Here is a 13,378-nt window from a genome sequence, read left to right as displayed (position 1 = left end):
TGTCCGATTCAGATCGTCTTCAGTGGCCCCTTGTTGTGATGGCCATGCAACCCGCTTCGGGGCTTTGCTGCATGGCTTGCTTCAAACAAGCGACGGATTCTCTGCAGTGAGGCAGAAAGCAATACTCAATGTCACGGAGTGAACGAAATCTGGAACCAACGCCAGAAATCAGCCCCCGAATCGCGCCCAGCTTTGGAAGGGATTTCTCAATCCTGCTGCTGCGCCACCCACTCCAGCAGCGCATCCAGCGCCGGCCGCGCGGCCGGCGCGTTGGGGTGGTTGATGAAGCCGACGACGGCGTAGCGGGCGCCGTTGACGGCGTTGACGTAGCCGGCGATGCCAGTCACGTCGCGCAGGGTGCCGGTCTTGATCCAGGCGTTGCCGCGTGCGGCGCTGGTGGCGCCGCGGGCCAGGCGCGAGGCGGTGCCGTTGACGCCGGCCACCGAGAGCGATTGCACGAATTGAGCGCCCTGCGGATGCAGGGCGGCGTGCCGCAGCAGGCCGGCGAGCGATTCGGGGGTGATGCGTTCGTCGCGCGAGAGGCCAGAACCGTTGTCGAGCACGGGGGCGATGGCGCGCGGGCCGAAGGTGCGTTGCCACCATTCGGCCACCACTTCGCGCGATCGATCGAAACGGCCGGGGCGCACCAGCGCCTGGCGATCGGCGATGGAACCCTGGCTCACGTAGTTGACCGGTGAGAGCTGCCCGAGCGTGAGGAACAGCTGCTGCGCCATCACGTTGTTGCTCCACTGGTTCACGTCCACGATGATTTCAGACAGCGGCAGCGAGCGCGCCTCGTGCAGCAACTGCACGCCGGGCGGGGTAAGGCCATTGCGGACCTCGCCGGTGATGGAGCCACCGGCGGCGCGCCACACGCCTTCCATGGCGCGCGCGGCGTAGCTGGCGGGCTCCTGGTAGGCCACGGGCCACTTGAGTTCGCCGCAACTCTGCGGATAGCGGCCTTCGAAGCGGATGGTGTTGACGTCGTCGAAGCGGGCCAGCAGGCCACCGCGCCAGTCGCCGCAACTGCCGGCACGCGCCAGGGGCACGGTGGCGTCGATGGCCAGCCGCGCCATGGGCGGTTCGCTGAAGACGCGAGCCACGCCATTCGCCGGGTCGGGCTGAAAGGTGAGGATGACGGACTTGAAGTTCACCAGCAGCGCGTCGGGCGTGGCGTTGTAGGGGCGCAGGGCTTCGCCGTCGAAGGCGCCGGGGTCGATCACGGGCAGCTCGAAGGCGCTGTGGTCGAGCACCATGTCACCCAGGATCACGTTCACGCCCTGTGCCTGCAACGCATAAAAAGCTTGCTGGATGCGTTCGAGCACCAGCTTGGGGTCGCCGCCGCCGCGCACGTACAGGTTGCCGCGCAGCACGCCGCCCTCGACCACGCCATCGGTGTAGAAGCGTGTGGCCCAGGTGAAGTCGGGGCCCAGCATGTCGATGGCGGCGTAGGTGGTGACCAGCTTCATCACCGAAGCCGGGTTGACCGCCGTGTTGGCCCGGTGCCGCAGGCGCTCGTGGCCGCCGGGTTCGATGGACATCACCAGGGTGGACAACGCACTCGGCGGCACCTGCGCGCGCTGCAGCGCAGCCAGCACGGTCGGCGGCAGCGGATCGCCTCGGCCGGGCAACTGTGCGCAGGCGGGCAGGCTCATGCCCATCAGCAGGGCAAGCGCCAGCGAACGCGCGCAGCGTGACAAAGCGGTGAAACGGTGGAGCGAGAGGGAAAGCGGCATGACCGTTTCATTATGAAACGCGCCCGCCGCCCCAGGGGGCCTGGTCTTACGGAATGAGGCGTCAGAGAGACAGACTTCCACCCGACCGTGCAACCTGACACGGTGGCCGATAATGCCCGGATGCCCGAAACGACGCGTCTGCTCGCCATCGAAACCAGCACCGACACCCTTTCGGTCGCGCTGGGTTCGGGCGCGCCAGGCAGTGCGATGTGGCAGCACAGCGGCCCAGGCGCGGCGCAGGCGTCGGCCACGCTGCTGCCACTGGTGCGCGATCTGCTGAACCAGGCCGGCTGGCCGCTTTCAAGCCTCGATGCCGTGGTATTCGGCCGCGGCCCGGGCTCGTTCACCGGCCTGCGCACAGCGTGCGCCGTGGCACAGGGCTTGGCCTACGGCGCGCGGCAGGGAGGCATTCCCGTGCTGCCGGTGGACACCCTGCTGGCGCTGGCCGAAGAAGCGCGCCACGACCTTGAACAGCGCGGCGGACCTGTGCCCGGCACCATCGTGGCTTTGCTCGACGCCCGCATGAGCGAGTTGTATGTGGCGCCCTACACCTGCGGCGCCAATGGCCTGCGGGCACTTGCTCCCGCGCGCCTGTGTGCGCCCACCGATCTGACCACCTACCTGAACAGCATTCTGCCCACCGATGCCGCCCCGCTGCTGGCAGGCAACGCGCTGCAGGCCTATCCCGACATCCTGGCCGACGTTCGCGGCCTGCATGCCAGCGCACTGCCCACTGCCAGCGCCCTGCTGCGCCTGGCGCCAAGCCTGCTCGCCAGCGGCGGCGCCGTGACCGCCCAGGACGCGCTGCCACTCTACGTGCGCGACAAGGTGGCAAAGACCACCGCCGAGCGCGAAGGCCAGGGCACCACCCTGCGCAGCGCGGAGGCGACCCCATGAGTGGCGCCATCGGTCGCATGAACACGGGAACCGAACTCCCGGCCTGGGCCAGTGGACTCTGGCCGGGCCCTTCCACGCCCACGACCCGTCCAGGCCCCGCCACGCAAGCCCTGCGGCGCGTGGCCTTCGAGCCCATGACCATGGCCGACCTTGATGCCGTGCACGCGCTGGAAACCAGCGCCTATGCACACCCCTGGTCGCGCAAGCACTTCCGGGATTCGCTGCAGGCCGGCTACCCCGCCGTGATGTTGCTGGGCGAATCGCTGCCCGGCGAGAAAAAGGAGCGTGAACGTGCCGACGGGCGTCGCCTGCTCGGCTACCTCGTGGCCATGTCGGGTGTGGACGAGGTGCACCTGCTCAACATCACCGTGGCCCCGGCACACCAGCGCCAGGGCTGGGCGCGCTTCATGCTCGACGCGCTGGCCCTGTGGTCGCGTGGTCAGCAGGCGCACTGGCTCTGGCTGGAAGTGCGCGAAAGCAACACGCCGGCGCGCCGCCTGTACGAACGCTACGGCTTCACGCAGGTGGGTGTGCGCAAGGGCTATTACCCAACGGGGCAGATCCAGCGCGAGGATGCGGTGGTGATGAGCCTGCAGCTCGAAACCCCTGCCGACACAAGCCCGCCATGAGCGAAGAAACCGTCGACACCTCCTTCGTGCCGCAGCTCGACGCGCGCCAGCGCGCCATGCTCGCCGAGATGGGCGTGCGTGTCTGGGCACCCAAACCCCGGCCCGCAGCCGTCGCGGCGGCGCCTTTGCCGCCCGCGGTGGCGGCCCCGCCGACGGCGGCCCGAAGCGCAGCCCCCGCCGTTCGCGCAACTGCGCCACCGGTGGCCGAGGCGCCCGTGGCGATGCGACCTGCGCGCGCCATCGGCGTACAGACCATGGACTGGCCAACCCTGCGTGAAACGGTGGCCGGCTGCGAAGCCTGCGGCCTGTGCAAGAGCCGCAAGAACACAGTGTTCGGCGTGGGCGATGAACAGGCCGACTGGATGATCGTGGGTGAGGCGCCGGGCGAGAACGAGGACCTGCGCGGCGAGCCCTTCGTGGGCGCGGCCGGCCAGTTGCTGGACAACATGCTGCACGCCGTGGGCCGCAGCCGCACCGGCCAGGGGTCGCAGGGCGCCTACATCGCCAACGTGCTCAAGTGCCGCCCGCCGGCCAACCGCAATCCGCAGCCGGAAGAAGTGGTGCAGTGCGAGCCCTACCTGGCGCGACAGGTGGCCCTGGTCAAGCCGCGCGTCATCGTTGCCATGGGACGCTTTGCGGTGCAGTCGCTGCTCAAGACCACGGAGCCCATCGGCCGCCTGCGTGGGCGCGTGCACCGCTACGAAGGCGTGCCGGTGATCGTGAGCTACCACCCCGCCTACCTGCTGCGCACCCCCACCGACAAGGGCAAGGCCTGGGCCGATCTGTGCCTGGCCATGCAGACCCAGGAAGATGCCACGTCCGCGACCTGAGCCGGGGCGGATGCGGTGACATAATCCCGCCGCCATCCACCTCCCCACGGGCCGCAAGTGCCCGCAAACCCTTGGAAGAAAGCACTGCCCATGATCGCAAGAAGGTTGTCCCTCCTCGTGTTCGTTCTCCTTGTGGGGTGCGCCGGCAGCGTCCCCTTGCAACGGGGCCAGATCGACGCCCTCACGAAAGACACCCGCCCCGCCGACCTTGAACAGATCCTGGGCAAGGCCACGGCCACCGCGCAGACCGACGTGCAGGCAGGTGAGCGCCAGTACAACGCGCGCCGCTACCAGTTGCAGACCGGCTCCCGCCAGGAGATGACCATGGTCTGCACCCCCGCGTGCTTCCCCATCTTCATCACGGTGCCGGTGATGGTGGAGTACGTCGTGATCCAGCGCCTGCCTGGCAAGGAACTGCTGGCCTGGGGCACACCGGAAGAGCTCAGCAAGGATGCAGACACCGAAGTGAGTGCGCTCATGCCCACCGTCAAACAGCGCCTCGAAGCAGCCGCAGTTGCCGCGGCTGCGAGCAAGAAGCCATGAAGCCCACGTTCTCCCTGCGCGCGGCAACCGCGCTGCTGTCGATGGCACTGCTCGCCGGCTGCGCGGGTCCGCAGATCTTCCAGGGCCAGTTGTCCTCGCTCGACAAGGGTCTGTCCACGTTCGAAGTGGAAACCCGCCTCAAACAGTCCCCGATGGCCACCCACCGGGTCGAGCTCGATGCGCGCGTTTTCGAGATCCACGCCTACCGGCTCAACAACGGCCTGCAGATCGATCCCTACTACCTGGCCTACGAACGGCAACGCCTGGTGTACTGGGGTTACCTGAACGAGTTCAGGCGCCAGCCGGACCGCGACCTCGCCCAGGCCGTGGGCCAGGCACAGGCGCCGCTGCAGGCGGCCATCAAGAAATAGCCGATTTCAATGCGCAGCGGTGGAGCGTGAGGGCCACAACACCGTCCCGATCGCGAACATGATCAGCAGGACAGCGGCCCAGTCCTGCCAGTGCAGCACCTCGCCCAGCCACAGCGCACCGCTGAACACGCCGAGCACCGGGATGAACATCACCGACAGCGTGGAGGCAATGGGCGGCAGGTCGCGCGCCATCGAAAGCCAGGCCACCTGTGCGAAGGCGAACACGCCCACCGCGTTGTAGAGGACCGCGCCCCACACCGGCAGCGTCGGCCAAACCCAGGCCTCTCGCTCGAATGCCACGGCCAGCGCGGTCATCCAGAACAGGGTGATCACGGTCATCCAGAACGAGATGGTGAGCGTGGATTCCGGGAGCTTCGTGCGGCGCATCATCTGTGTGCCGAAGGCCCATGCCACGGCAGCGAGCAGCATCAGGGCCACGCCCAGTGGCGCGCCCGAGAGTCGCGTGAGCTCGTGCCAGAGCAGCAGCACCACGCCTGTGGCTGCAGCAGCCACGCCACCCCAGGCGCGGCCGGCCAGTTGCTGCCCGAACCACCATGCGCCGATCATTGCGGAGAACACCGGCATGGTGTAGCCGAGGATGGCCGTGCGCCCGCTGGACAGGGTCTGAATCGCCAGCATCACCAGCGTGTGCCAGACCAGCATGTTGAAGAGCGTCAGCACACCCACCTCGCGCCAGTGCGCGCGTTCGATCCGGAACGGCACACGCTGCCACACCAGCACCAGCGCCAGAACCGGCAGGCCGATCCACATGCTGAGCATGCGGAAGGTGAGCGGTGGGAAATCGGTCACGCCCAGCTTCATGATGGGCCAGTTGATGCCCCACACCAGCGTGAGCAGGACGAGGACGATGAGTTGCCGGCGGGAGAGGGCTTGCATGGGCTGAACTATAGGCCGCAGCGCCGGGCCGCCCCAAGCAAGGTCAGCCCCCTCGGGGGGCAGCGACCCGCACAGCGGTGGAGCATGGGGGCAAAACCCCGGCAACTAGAATTGCCTCCATGACTTTTCTCGACAAGCTGCGCAGCGCCGAGCGCCTGAACCGTTCCCTGCTGTGCGTGGGCCTGGACCCCGATCCCGCCCGCTTCCCTGCTCACCTCAAGAACGACGCCAGCCGCATCTACGACTTCTGCGCCGCCATCGTCGAAGCCACGGCGGACACCGCCATCGCGTTCAAGCCCCAGATCGCCTATTTCGCCGCGCACCGCGCCGAGGAACAGCTGGAACGCCTGATGGAATTCATGCGCCGCACCGCCCCGCAGGTCCCGACGATCCTGGATGCCAAGCGCGGCGACATCGGCAGCACCGCGCAGCAGTACGCCATCGAAGCCTTCGAGCGCTACGGCGCCGACGCCGTCACGCTTTCTCCGTTCATGGGCTTTGACTCGGTACAACCCTATCTGCAATTCCACGGCAAAGGTGCGTTCCTGCTCTGCCGCACCTCCAACCCCGGGGGTGACGACCTGCAGAACCAGCGCCTGGCCTCGGTGGACGGACAACCCCTGCTGTACGAACACGTCGCGCGCCTGGCGCAGGGACCCTGGAACCTCAACGGCCAGTTGGGCCTGGTGGTGGGCGCCACCTACCCGGCGGAGATCGAGCGCGTGCGCGAGATTGCACCCACGCTGCCCCTGCTGATTCCCGGCGTGGGCGCGCAAGGTGGCGACGCGGTGGCCACGGTGAAGGCCGGCCTGCGCACGCAGGGTGAGACCACCACGGGGCCCATCATCGTGAACTCCTCGCGCGCGATTCTGTACGCCTCCGGCGAGGCCGACTTTGCCGCCGCTGCGCGCCGCGCCGCCCAGAAAACCAGGGACGAACTGCGCGCTGCGCGCACCTGACTTTCGACCAGCGGCGGCCGCTCAACGCCGAGCGGCATGACCGTTCGGCGGCTGCCGCTGGCGCGCCACACCCACCTGTAACGACTTGAAAAGCGGTCTTGTAAGAAAAAGCAGCCGCCTAGACTCGCGCTCGTTGTACCGAGGAGGGTATTCCCATGATGGACATCGAGTCGCCCACGAAACCCGATGGCGTGAACACGCCTGAACCTGCGCCAGAACCCATGGCGCTCACACCCCTGGCCACGGTGGCCGCCGCAGCGGCTCTGCTGGCCGCATGTGGCGGCGGTGACGGTGGCGGGGAAGGTCCTTATCAGGAACCACCCGCCGTCGCCGGCGTGATCGATTTTCCCACCAATGGCTTTGCCAATCCGGCACCGGCGTCCGATGCCGATGCCGCGCGTTTCCTGCAGCAGGCGCAGTTCTCCTCCACCCGCGAGGAAATCGCGGAGTTGCGTGGCAATGGCAGCTACGCACAATGGCTGGCCAACCAGTTCGCCAACTACCGCAGCATCACCGGCTGGAACTGGCTGGAAGCGCGTGGCTACGGCGCGGTGGACACGAACAGCTACTTCTTCAACCACTACCCCGCCGACTTCATGATCTGGAACCAGCTGCTCAGCGGCTCGGACATGATGCGCAAGCGCGTGGCACTGGCGCTTTCCGAATTCTTCGTCACCTCGCTGAACTCCGCCGAATTCACCTGGCGCGCCCATGCGTATGCCAGCTGGTGGGACACGCTGATGCGCAATGCCTTCGGCAACTACCGACAGTTGCTGGAAGACGTGACGCTGCACCCGGCGATGGGTTATTTCCTGAACACCAAGGGCAACCAGAAGGAAAACACGTCCACCGGCCGTGTGCCCGACGAGAACTATTCGCGCGAAGTGATGCAGCTCTTCACCCTGGGCGTGTACCAGCTCAACCTGGACGGCTCGGTCAGGACCAGTGGCGGCGTGCCGCTGGAGAGCTACACGCAGGACGACGTGACCAACCTCGCTCGCGTGTTCACCGGCTACGACTTCGATCGCTCGGACAACATCCGCCACACGGTGCCGGGCCAGACCTACACCATCGAGTCCAAGGAGTTCGCGCGCAAGCCGATGTCACTCACCGCCAGCCGCCACTCCAACCTGGCGGCGACGTTCCTGGGAACGACGGTGCCCGCCAACACGGCAGGTCGCGAAGCCCTGCGCATCGCGCTCGACACCTTGTTCAACCACCCCAACGTGGGTCCCTTCTTCGCGCGCCAGATGATCCAGCGCCTGGTGACCAGCAACCCGAGCCCGGCCTACGTGGCGCGGGTAGCGGCGCGCTTCAACAACAACGGTTCCGGCGTGCGGGGCGATCTGAAAGCGGTCTGGGTGGCCATCCTCCTCGACGACGAAGCGCGCGGTGCGCAGTCGTTGCAGAGCACCACCTTCGGCAAGCTGCGCGAACCCATGGTGCGCTTCGTGCAGTGGTCGCGCACCTTCGGCGGCACGTCGCTTGCGGGCAGCTGGAAAATCTTCGAACAGGTGAACCCGGCCAACCAGGTTGGCCAGAGCCCATTGCGCCCACCTTCGGTGTTCAACTTCTTCCGCCCGGGCTATGTGCCACCGGGCACCGCACTGTCTGCAGCGGGCGCCACCGCGCCGGAGTTTCAGCTCGTCAACGAGACCTCGGTGGGCGGCTACCTCAACTTCATGCAAAGCCTCATCGAGCGTGGCATCAACTGCCCCAACCCGGGTGTGCCGGAAGCGGCTTACAACAACTACGCGTACGACTTCGTGGCCAGCTACAGCCGCGAACTCACGCTGGTGACCGACGCCACGGCGCTGGTGAATCACCTTGCGCTGGTCCTGACGGCGGGCCAGCTCTCTGCCAACGCCCGCCAGCTGATGGTGACCGCGCTGGAGGCCACGCCCGTGACGTCGACCAGCACCGACCTCGTGAGGCGTCGGCGTGTCTGGGCGGCGATCCTGATGGTCATGGCTTCGGCCGAATACCTGATCCAGAAGTAAGGGGCACACCATGCACTTCATCCAGCCTGAAAAGCACACGCGCCGCGCCTTCCTGCGCCGCGCCAGCCAGCTCGCCTTCACCGGCGCAGCCCTCCCCACCGCATTGAACCTGGCCGCCATGGCCGACGCAGCGGCGTTCAATTCAGCGGACTACAAGGCCCTGGTTTGCGTGTTCCTGAACGGGGGCAACGACTACGCCAACACCGTCATCAACTACGACAACGCCAGCTACGACCAGTACGCAGCCATCCGTGGCGGCTCGGGTCGCGACGGCGGCGGCATCGCCATCGCACAGTCGGCGCTCACGCCCACGCTGCTCAATCCCACCGTGGCACTGCCCGGCGGCAAGCAGTACGCCATGCACCCGGCCATGACCGGCCTGGCCGGCCTGTTCAACAGCGGCGCGGCGGCGGTGCAGCTCAACGTGGGCCCGCTGGTGGCGCCCATCACGCGCCAGCAGTACCAGGGCAGCAACCGCACGCTGTATCCCATTCCGCCCAAGCTGTTCTCGCACAACGACCAGCAGTCGGTCTGGCAATCGTCGCAACCGGAAGGCGCCACCACCGGGTGGGGCGGCCACATCGGCGATCTGGCGCTGTCGTCCAACACCAGCCGCGTGCTCACCTGCATCTCGGTCACCGGCAACACGGTGTTCCTGTCGGGCGACGACGCCTTGTCCTATCAGGTCAGCACAGGCGGTGCGGTGAGGATCAATGCGCTCAACGGCAACGTGTACAACTCGGCGGCCGTTCGCGGTGCCATGACGCAATTGGCGCTGCAGACGCGCACGCACGTGCTGGAGAACGAGTACAACCTCGTGACCGCGCGCGCCGTGGGCGCCGAGAGCGCCATCACCAGCGCGTTGGCCAGCTATCCAGCGAATGCCGCGGCGTTCAGCGCCTTTCCCACCGGCAACAACCTGGCCGACCAGCTCAAGCTGGTGGCGCGCCTGATCGCCGCACGCAACGAGCTCGGCAACCGCCGCCAGGTGTTCTTTGTCTCCATGGGCGGCTTCGACCTGCACGACAACCTGATCAACGGCCAGGCCACATTGATGGGGCGCCTCAGTGCAGCCCTTACCGCGTTTCACGCTTCCACCGTGGCGCTGGGTGTGGCCAACCAGGTGACGGCGTTCACCGCATCGGACTTCGGCCGCACGCTCACGTCCAATGGCGACGGCTCCGACCACGGCTGGGGCAGCCACCACTTCATGGTGGGCGGTGCGGTGCGCGGCAAGGCCTTCTATGGCAAGGCGCCGCCGGTGAGCGTGACGAACTCCAACGTGGATGCCAACGACCAGTGGCACGTGGGCCAGGGCCGTTTGCTGCCGAGCACCTCGGTGGACCAGTACGCCGGCACCATGGCCACCTGGTTCGGCGTGCAGGGCACGGAGATGAACGGCATCCTGCCGAACCTGAACAATTTCAACAGCGTCGACTACCCCCGCGATCTCGGCTTCATGACCTGAACAAGGCTCCCCCCGCGCCGCGCCTTCGGCGCGTCACCCCTTGAGGGCAACACCTGCGGCCTGGCAAAGCCAGTTCCGCGGTGTTCCCGACTGGACACCCCGCTCCGGCGAAATCACTAAGATGGCCCGACCTTTTCAGTGGGCCATCCATGATCGACCTCTACACCGCCGCCACACCCAACGGACACAAGGTGTCCATCGCGCTGGAAGAACTGGGCCTGCCTTACACGCTGAAGGTGATCAACCTCACCGTCGGCGAACAGCGCACACCGGCGTTCCTCGCCATCAACCCGAACGGGCGCATTCCCGCCCTCATCGACCGCGAGGCCGACGACTTCGCGGTGTTCGAGTCGGGCGCGTGCCTGATCTACCTGGCCGAGAAGACCGGGCAGCTCATGCCCACCGACGCGAAGGGCCGCTCGCGCGTGCTGCAGTGGCTGATGTTCCAGATGGGCGGCATCGGCCCGATGATGGGCCAGGCCAACGTGTTCTTCCGCTACTTCCCCGAGAAGATCCCGGCCGCCATCGACCGCTACCAGGGCGAGTGCAGGCGCCTCTTTCGCGTGCTCGACGGGCACCTGCAGCACCACGAATACCTGGCGGGTGACTACTCCATCGCCGACATCGCCAACTGGGCCTGGGTGCGAACGCACCGGTGGTCGGGCGTGGAGATCGACGACCTGCCGCACCTCAAGCGCTGGCGCGATGCGATCCGCCAGCGCCCGGCGGTGCAGCGCGGCATCGAACAGCCGCCGTCGAAGGTGGACCTGACGCGAGACGGCGACGAGGCCGCGAAACGGTTTTCCGAGGAAGCCCGCACCATGGTGGAAACCGGTCGGGGTGCGGCATGAAGCTGTACGTGGCGCCGCGAGCACCCAACCCTCGCCGCGTGCAGATGTTCCTCGCCGAGAAGGGCATTCAGCACATCGAACAGGTCAACGTCGACCTCAACGCCAACGAGCACAAGGCCGCCGAATTCCGCCACAAGAGCGCGCTGGCGCGCGTGCCGGTGCTCGAACTCGACGACGGCCGCATGCTGAGCGAAACCCGCGCCATCTGCACCTGGCTGGAAGGCCATGTCTCCACGCCCAACCTGATGGGTGTGGACGCCGACGAGCGCGCCTTCATCGAAATGGCCGATCGCCGCGTGGAGTGGTACTTCATGCTGCCGTTGGCCAACGCGATCCGCCACACGCACCCGGGCCTCGCACCGCTGGAACAGCCGCAGATCGCGGCGTACGGCGAGTCGCAACTGCCCAAGGCGCTGGAGACCGCCGCCTGGCTCGATGCCGAACTGCAGCGCCATGAATGGGTGGCGGGCGACCGTTTCACCATCGCCGACATCACCGCTTTCTGCACCGTGGAGTTCGCACGCCTGCTGCGCGTCAAACCATCCGATTCGGGACTGCATGCGCTGCAGGCCTGGCGCGATCGCGTGGCCACCCGGGCGAGCGCTCAGATCTGACCCCCGAGGCCTCAGTGCCAGGGTGTGGAAGTCTGCTCCAGCGCCTCTTCCATCGCCGGCAGAGCCTGCAGCCCGGTGTCCAGCCGCTGTTGCAGACCCTCCTGCAGACGGGCCACGATGGCCGGTGCCAGTGTGGCTGGCGCCTGCGCCAGCAGGCCTTGCGCGGTACTCAGGTCGTTGAGGCCACCGAGCAGCGCCTGCGCATCCGCCAGGGCCGCCGCACTGCGGGCGAGCCGCTTGGGCGGGAGAAGGCTGCCCAGGAATTCCTGCGAATAGCGCAGCTTCTTGAGCGCGATGCGCAGTTCGTGCCGACCTTCGGGCCCCAGTCGGCGCGCCTTGCGGGCCTCGCGCCGCAAACCCGCATGGCCCTGGCGCAAGGTGTCGTGCGCCCAACGCGCCAGCCCCACGTCGGGCCAGGGTGTGCCTGGCGGCGGATCGGCCGGTGGCAGGCTCAGCACCGCGCGGGTGAAGGCCAGCAGGCGCAGCGCGTGCGCGCTGTCGCCAAGCGCCGTGGCGGCACGCTCGCCGGCCGCATGGCGTTCGCTTTTCACCCACCCCAGCAGGGCATCCATCTGGTGGGTGGATGCGGGATCGGGCGACAGTTCCGCCAGCAGGCCGGGCAGCCATTCGGTGGCAAACACGTCCCAGTTGCGCGCGTCGCCCAGCTCGTTGGCCAGTTGCTTCCACTCGCTGGCCCAGTGGCGGGCGAAGCGCCGGGGCAGGTGCGGCTGGAACAGGCGCAAGCCGGTGCGCAGGCGACGCAGCGCCACACGCGCCTGGTGCACGAACTCGGGATCCGGCGGTGAACCGTCTGCGCCCGGCTGGCACACCCCGTCTTCATTGGCCTGCAGGTGCGAGAGGCAACCGAGCGCGGCGGCACGAAAGGCCTGCACCGGGTGCATGCGGGGGTCGAGTTGCAGCGGCGCGGCCTTCTGCGGCTGCGCCCGCTCGCCCATGAAGAGCGCGTAGCCGCGTTCGGCCTTGCTGCGGTTGGCCGGCAGCAACCGCAGGCCTTCGGCTGCCTGCCCCTTGCGCCCCAGAGCCAGCGTATGGGCCAGGTCCAGCAGCGCATCGACCGGGCCGGCCAGCAGTTCCAGCTCCAGCTCCAGAATGGGCTGGCGCCGGCTGCCGGTGGCGATGAAACCCTGGTCCAGCGCCAGCTCGACCTGCCCCGACCCGTGCGCGATCAGCCAGGTGCGGCGCGTGAAGTCGGTGCGGAACACGGGCACCAGTTGCCACGCCACGCGAATGAGTTGTTGGGCCAGTGCTTCGTCGTCGACCAGCGCGGCGAAATCGAACGCGCCTGGCCGCGTGGTGGCCTCCCATTCGCCACGCCTTGAGAGTCCGCCCACCGAAGTGCCTGCGGTCTTCACGGTGAGCAACGTGCGCCGACCCACGCGGCGCTCGCGCACCGCCATGCGCTGCGCGCGCAAGTTCAGCGTGGAGGTGTCGAAGTAGGTGTTGAGCAGACGCTCGCGCCGGGGCGGTTGCGCCATGAGCAGCGGATGGGCCAGCAGACGCGGCAGGTCCTGCGGGTGCAGTTCGAGCTTGAGTTCGGTTTCCAGGGACATGGACGGACGGGG

13 protein-coding genes are annotated in these 13,378 nt (G+C 67.6%); 10 read left to right on the top strand and 3 right to left on the bottom strand.

Features of this window, described 5'->3' with window-relative positions; all coding sequences use genetic code 11:
• Positions 1-206: 206 nt before the first annotated feature.
• Entirely contained in the window at positions 207-1,736 is a 1,530-nt protein-coding gene (dacB, locus tag ACTIF6_RS18740) for a D-alanyl-D-alanine carboxypeptidase/D-alanyl-D-alanine endopeptidase (RefSeq protein WP_439589438.1), read from the bottom strand.
• A 120-nt stretch (positions 1,737-1,856) separates the two neighbouring features.
• Here dacB and tsaB point away from each other — a divergent pair, with 120 nt between their 5' ends.
• The 5 genes from tsaB (at position 1,857) to ACTIF6_RS18715 (ending at position 5,006) form a co-directional block, all read left to right on the top strand.
• On the top strand, positions 1,857-2,633 hold the full coding sequence (gene tsaB / locus ACTIF6_RS18735; RefSeq protein ID WP_439589437.1) for a tRNA (adenosine(37)-N6)-threonylcarbamoyltransferase complex dimerization subunit type 1 TsaB: 777 nt from the start codon (positions 1,857-1,859) through the stop codon (positions 2,631-2,633).
• A gap of 134 nt (positions 2,634-2,767) precedes the next feature.
• Positions 2,768-3,262 (top strand): ribosomal protein S18-alanine N-acetyltransferase, encoded by a 495-nt coding sequence (gene rimI, locus ACTIF6_RS18730; RefSeq protein WP_439589447.1) that lies wholly within the window; start codon positions 2,768-2,770, stop codon positions 3,260-3,262.
• Positions 3,259-4,092: a uracil-DNA glycosylase gene (locus ACTIF6_RS18725; RefSeq protein ID WP_439589436.1), complete on the top strand. Its 834-nt coding sequence runs from the start codon at positions 3,259-3,261 to the stop codon at positions 4,090-4,092. The genes rimI and ACTIF6_RS18725 overlap by 4 nt, the downstream gene beginning before the upstream one ends.
• Before the next feature lie 117 nt (positions 4,093-4,209).
• A complete protein-coding gene (locus tag ACTIF6_RS18720) occupies positions 4,210-4,635 on the top strand; it encodes a hypothetical protein (RefSeq protein WP_439589435.1) in 426 nt (141 codons plus the stop codon).
• The gene (locus tag ACTIF6_RS18715) at positions 4,632-5,006 is read left to right on the top strand and encodes a hypothetical protein (RefSeq protein WP_439589434.1); all 375 of its coding nucleotides are present in this window, start codon (positions 4,632-4,634) and stop codon (positions 5,004-5,006) included. Before ACTIF6_RS18720 ends, ACTIF6_RS18715 begins: the two co-directional genes overlap by 4 nt.
• 6 nt (positions 5,007-5,012) lie before the next feature.
• Here the strand turns inward: ACTIF6_RS18715 and ACTIF6_RS18710 are convergent, their stop codons facing one another.
• Complete coding sequence (locus ACTIF6_RS18710; RefSeq protein WP_439589433.1) at positions 5,013-5,903, bottom strand: DMT family transporter; 891 nt, start codon at positions 5,901-5,903, stop codon at positions 5,013-5,015.
• A gap of 119 nt (positions 5,904-6,022) precedes the next feature.
• On the opposite strand from ACTIF6_RS18710, the gene pyrF reads away from it, so the two are divergent.
• The 5 genes from pyrF (at position 6,023) to ACTIF6_RS18685 (ending at position 11,795) form a co-directional block, all read left to right on the top strand.
• Positions 6,023-6,862 (top strand): orotidine-5'-phosphate decarboxylase, encoded by an 840-nt coding sequence (gene pyrF, locus ACTIF6_RS18705; RefSeq protein WP_439589432.1) that lies wholly within the window; start codon positions 6,023-6,025, stop codon positions 6,860-6,862.
• Between the two features lie 155 nt (positions 6,863-7,017).
• Entirely contained in the window at positions 7,018-8,862 is a 1,845-nt protein-coding gene (locus ACTIF6_RS18700) for a DUF1800 domain-containing protein (protein WP_439589431.1), read from the top strand.
• 10 nt (positions 8,863-8,872) lie between these two features.
• Entirely contained in the window at positions 8,873-10,330 is a 1,458-nt protein-coding gene (locus tag ACTIF6_RS18695; protein WP_439589430.1) for a DUF1501 domain-containing protein, read from the top strand.
• A 149-nt stretch (positions 10,331-10,479) separates the two neighbouring features.
• Positions 10,480-11,181, top strand: a complete 702-nt coding sequence (locus ACTIF6_RS18690) for a glutathione S-transferase family protein (RefSeq protein WP_439589429.1) — start codon at positions 10,480-10,482, stop codon at positions 11,179-11,181.
• On the top strand, positions 11,178-11,795 hold the full coding sequence (locus tag ACTIF6_RS18685) for a glutathione S-transferase family protein (protein WP_439589428.1): 618 nt from the start codon (positions 11,178-11,180) through the stop codon (positions 11,793-11,795). Before ACTIF6_RS18690 ends, ACTIF6_RS18685 begins: the two co-directional genes overlap by 4 nt.
• An 11-nt stretch (positions 11,796-11,806) precedes the next feature.
• On the opposite strand, the gene ACTIF6_RS18680 is transcribed toward ACTIF6_RS18685, so the two are convergent.
• Positions 11,807-13,366 carry a CYTH and CHAD domain-containing protein gene (locus ACTIF6_RS18680; RefSeq protein WP_439589427.1) on the bottom strand — a complete coding sequence of 520 codons (1,560 nt, stop codon included), beginning with the start codon at positions 13,364-13,366 and terminating at the stop codon, positions 11,807-11,809.
• Between the last annotated feature and the right edge of the window lie 12 nt (positions 13,367-13,378).

Source organism: Hydrogenophaga sp. (assembly GCF_051860785.1).
GTDB lineage: Bacteria > Pseudomonadota > Gammaproteobacteria > Burkholderiales > Burkholderiaceae_C > Hydrogenophaga.
This window is presented reverse-complemented; position numbering and strand designations above follow the sequence as displayed.

Excerpts from the sequence above, each read along its gene's own strand:
- ACTIF6_RS18700 (WP_439589431.1), top strand. The coding sequence starts at position 7,018 with ATGATGGACATCGAGTCGCCCACGAAACCCGATGGCGTGAACACGCCT.
- rimI (WP_439589447.1), top strand. The coding sequence starts at position 2,768 with ATGACCATGGCCGACCTTGATGCCGTGCACGCGCTGGAAACCAGCGCC.
- ACTIF6_RS18695 (WP_439589430.1), top strand. The coding sequence starts at position 8,873 with ATGCACTTCATCCAGCCTGAAAAGCACACGCGCCGCGCCTTCCTGCGC.
- dacB (WP_439589438.1), bottom strand. The coding sequence starts at position 1,736 with ATGCCGCTTTCCCTCTCGCTCCACCGTTTCACCGCTTTGTCACGCTGC.
- pyrF (WP_439589432.1), top strand. The coding sequence starts at position 6,023 with ATGACTTTTCTCGACAAGCTGCGCAGCGCCGAGCGCCTGAACCGTTCC.
- ACTIF6_RS18685 (WP_439589428.1), top strand. The coding sequence starts at position 11,178 with ATGAAGCTGTACGTGGCGCCGCGAGCACCCAACCCTCGCCGCGTGCAG.
- tsaB (WP_439589437.1), top strand. The coding sequence starts at position 1,857 with ATGCCCGAAACGACGCGTCTGCTCGCCATCGAAACCAGCACCGACACC.
- ACTIF6_RS18715 (WP_439589434.1), top strand. The coding sequence starts at position 4,632 with ATGAAGCCCACGTTCTCCCTGCGCGCGGCAACCGCGCTGCTGTCGATG.
- ACTIF6_RS18680 (WP_439589427.1), bottom strand. The coding sequence starts at position 13,366 with ATGTCCCTGGAAACCGAACTCAAGCTCGAACTGCACCCGCAGGACCTG.
- ACTIF6_RS18725 (WP_439589436.1), top strand. The coding sequence starts at position 3,259 with ATGAGCGAAGAAACCGTCGACACCTCCTTCGTGCCGCAGCTCGACGCG.
- ACTIF6_RS18710 (WP_439589433.1), bottom strand. The coding sequence starts at position 5,903 with ATGCAAGCCCTCTCCCGCCGGCAACTCATCGTCCTCGTCCTGCTCACG.
- ACTIF6_RS18690 (WP_439589429.1), top strand. The coding sequence starts at position 10,480 with ATGATCGACCTCTACACCGCCGCCACACCCAACGGACACAAGGTGTCC.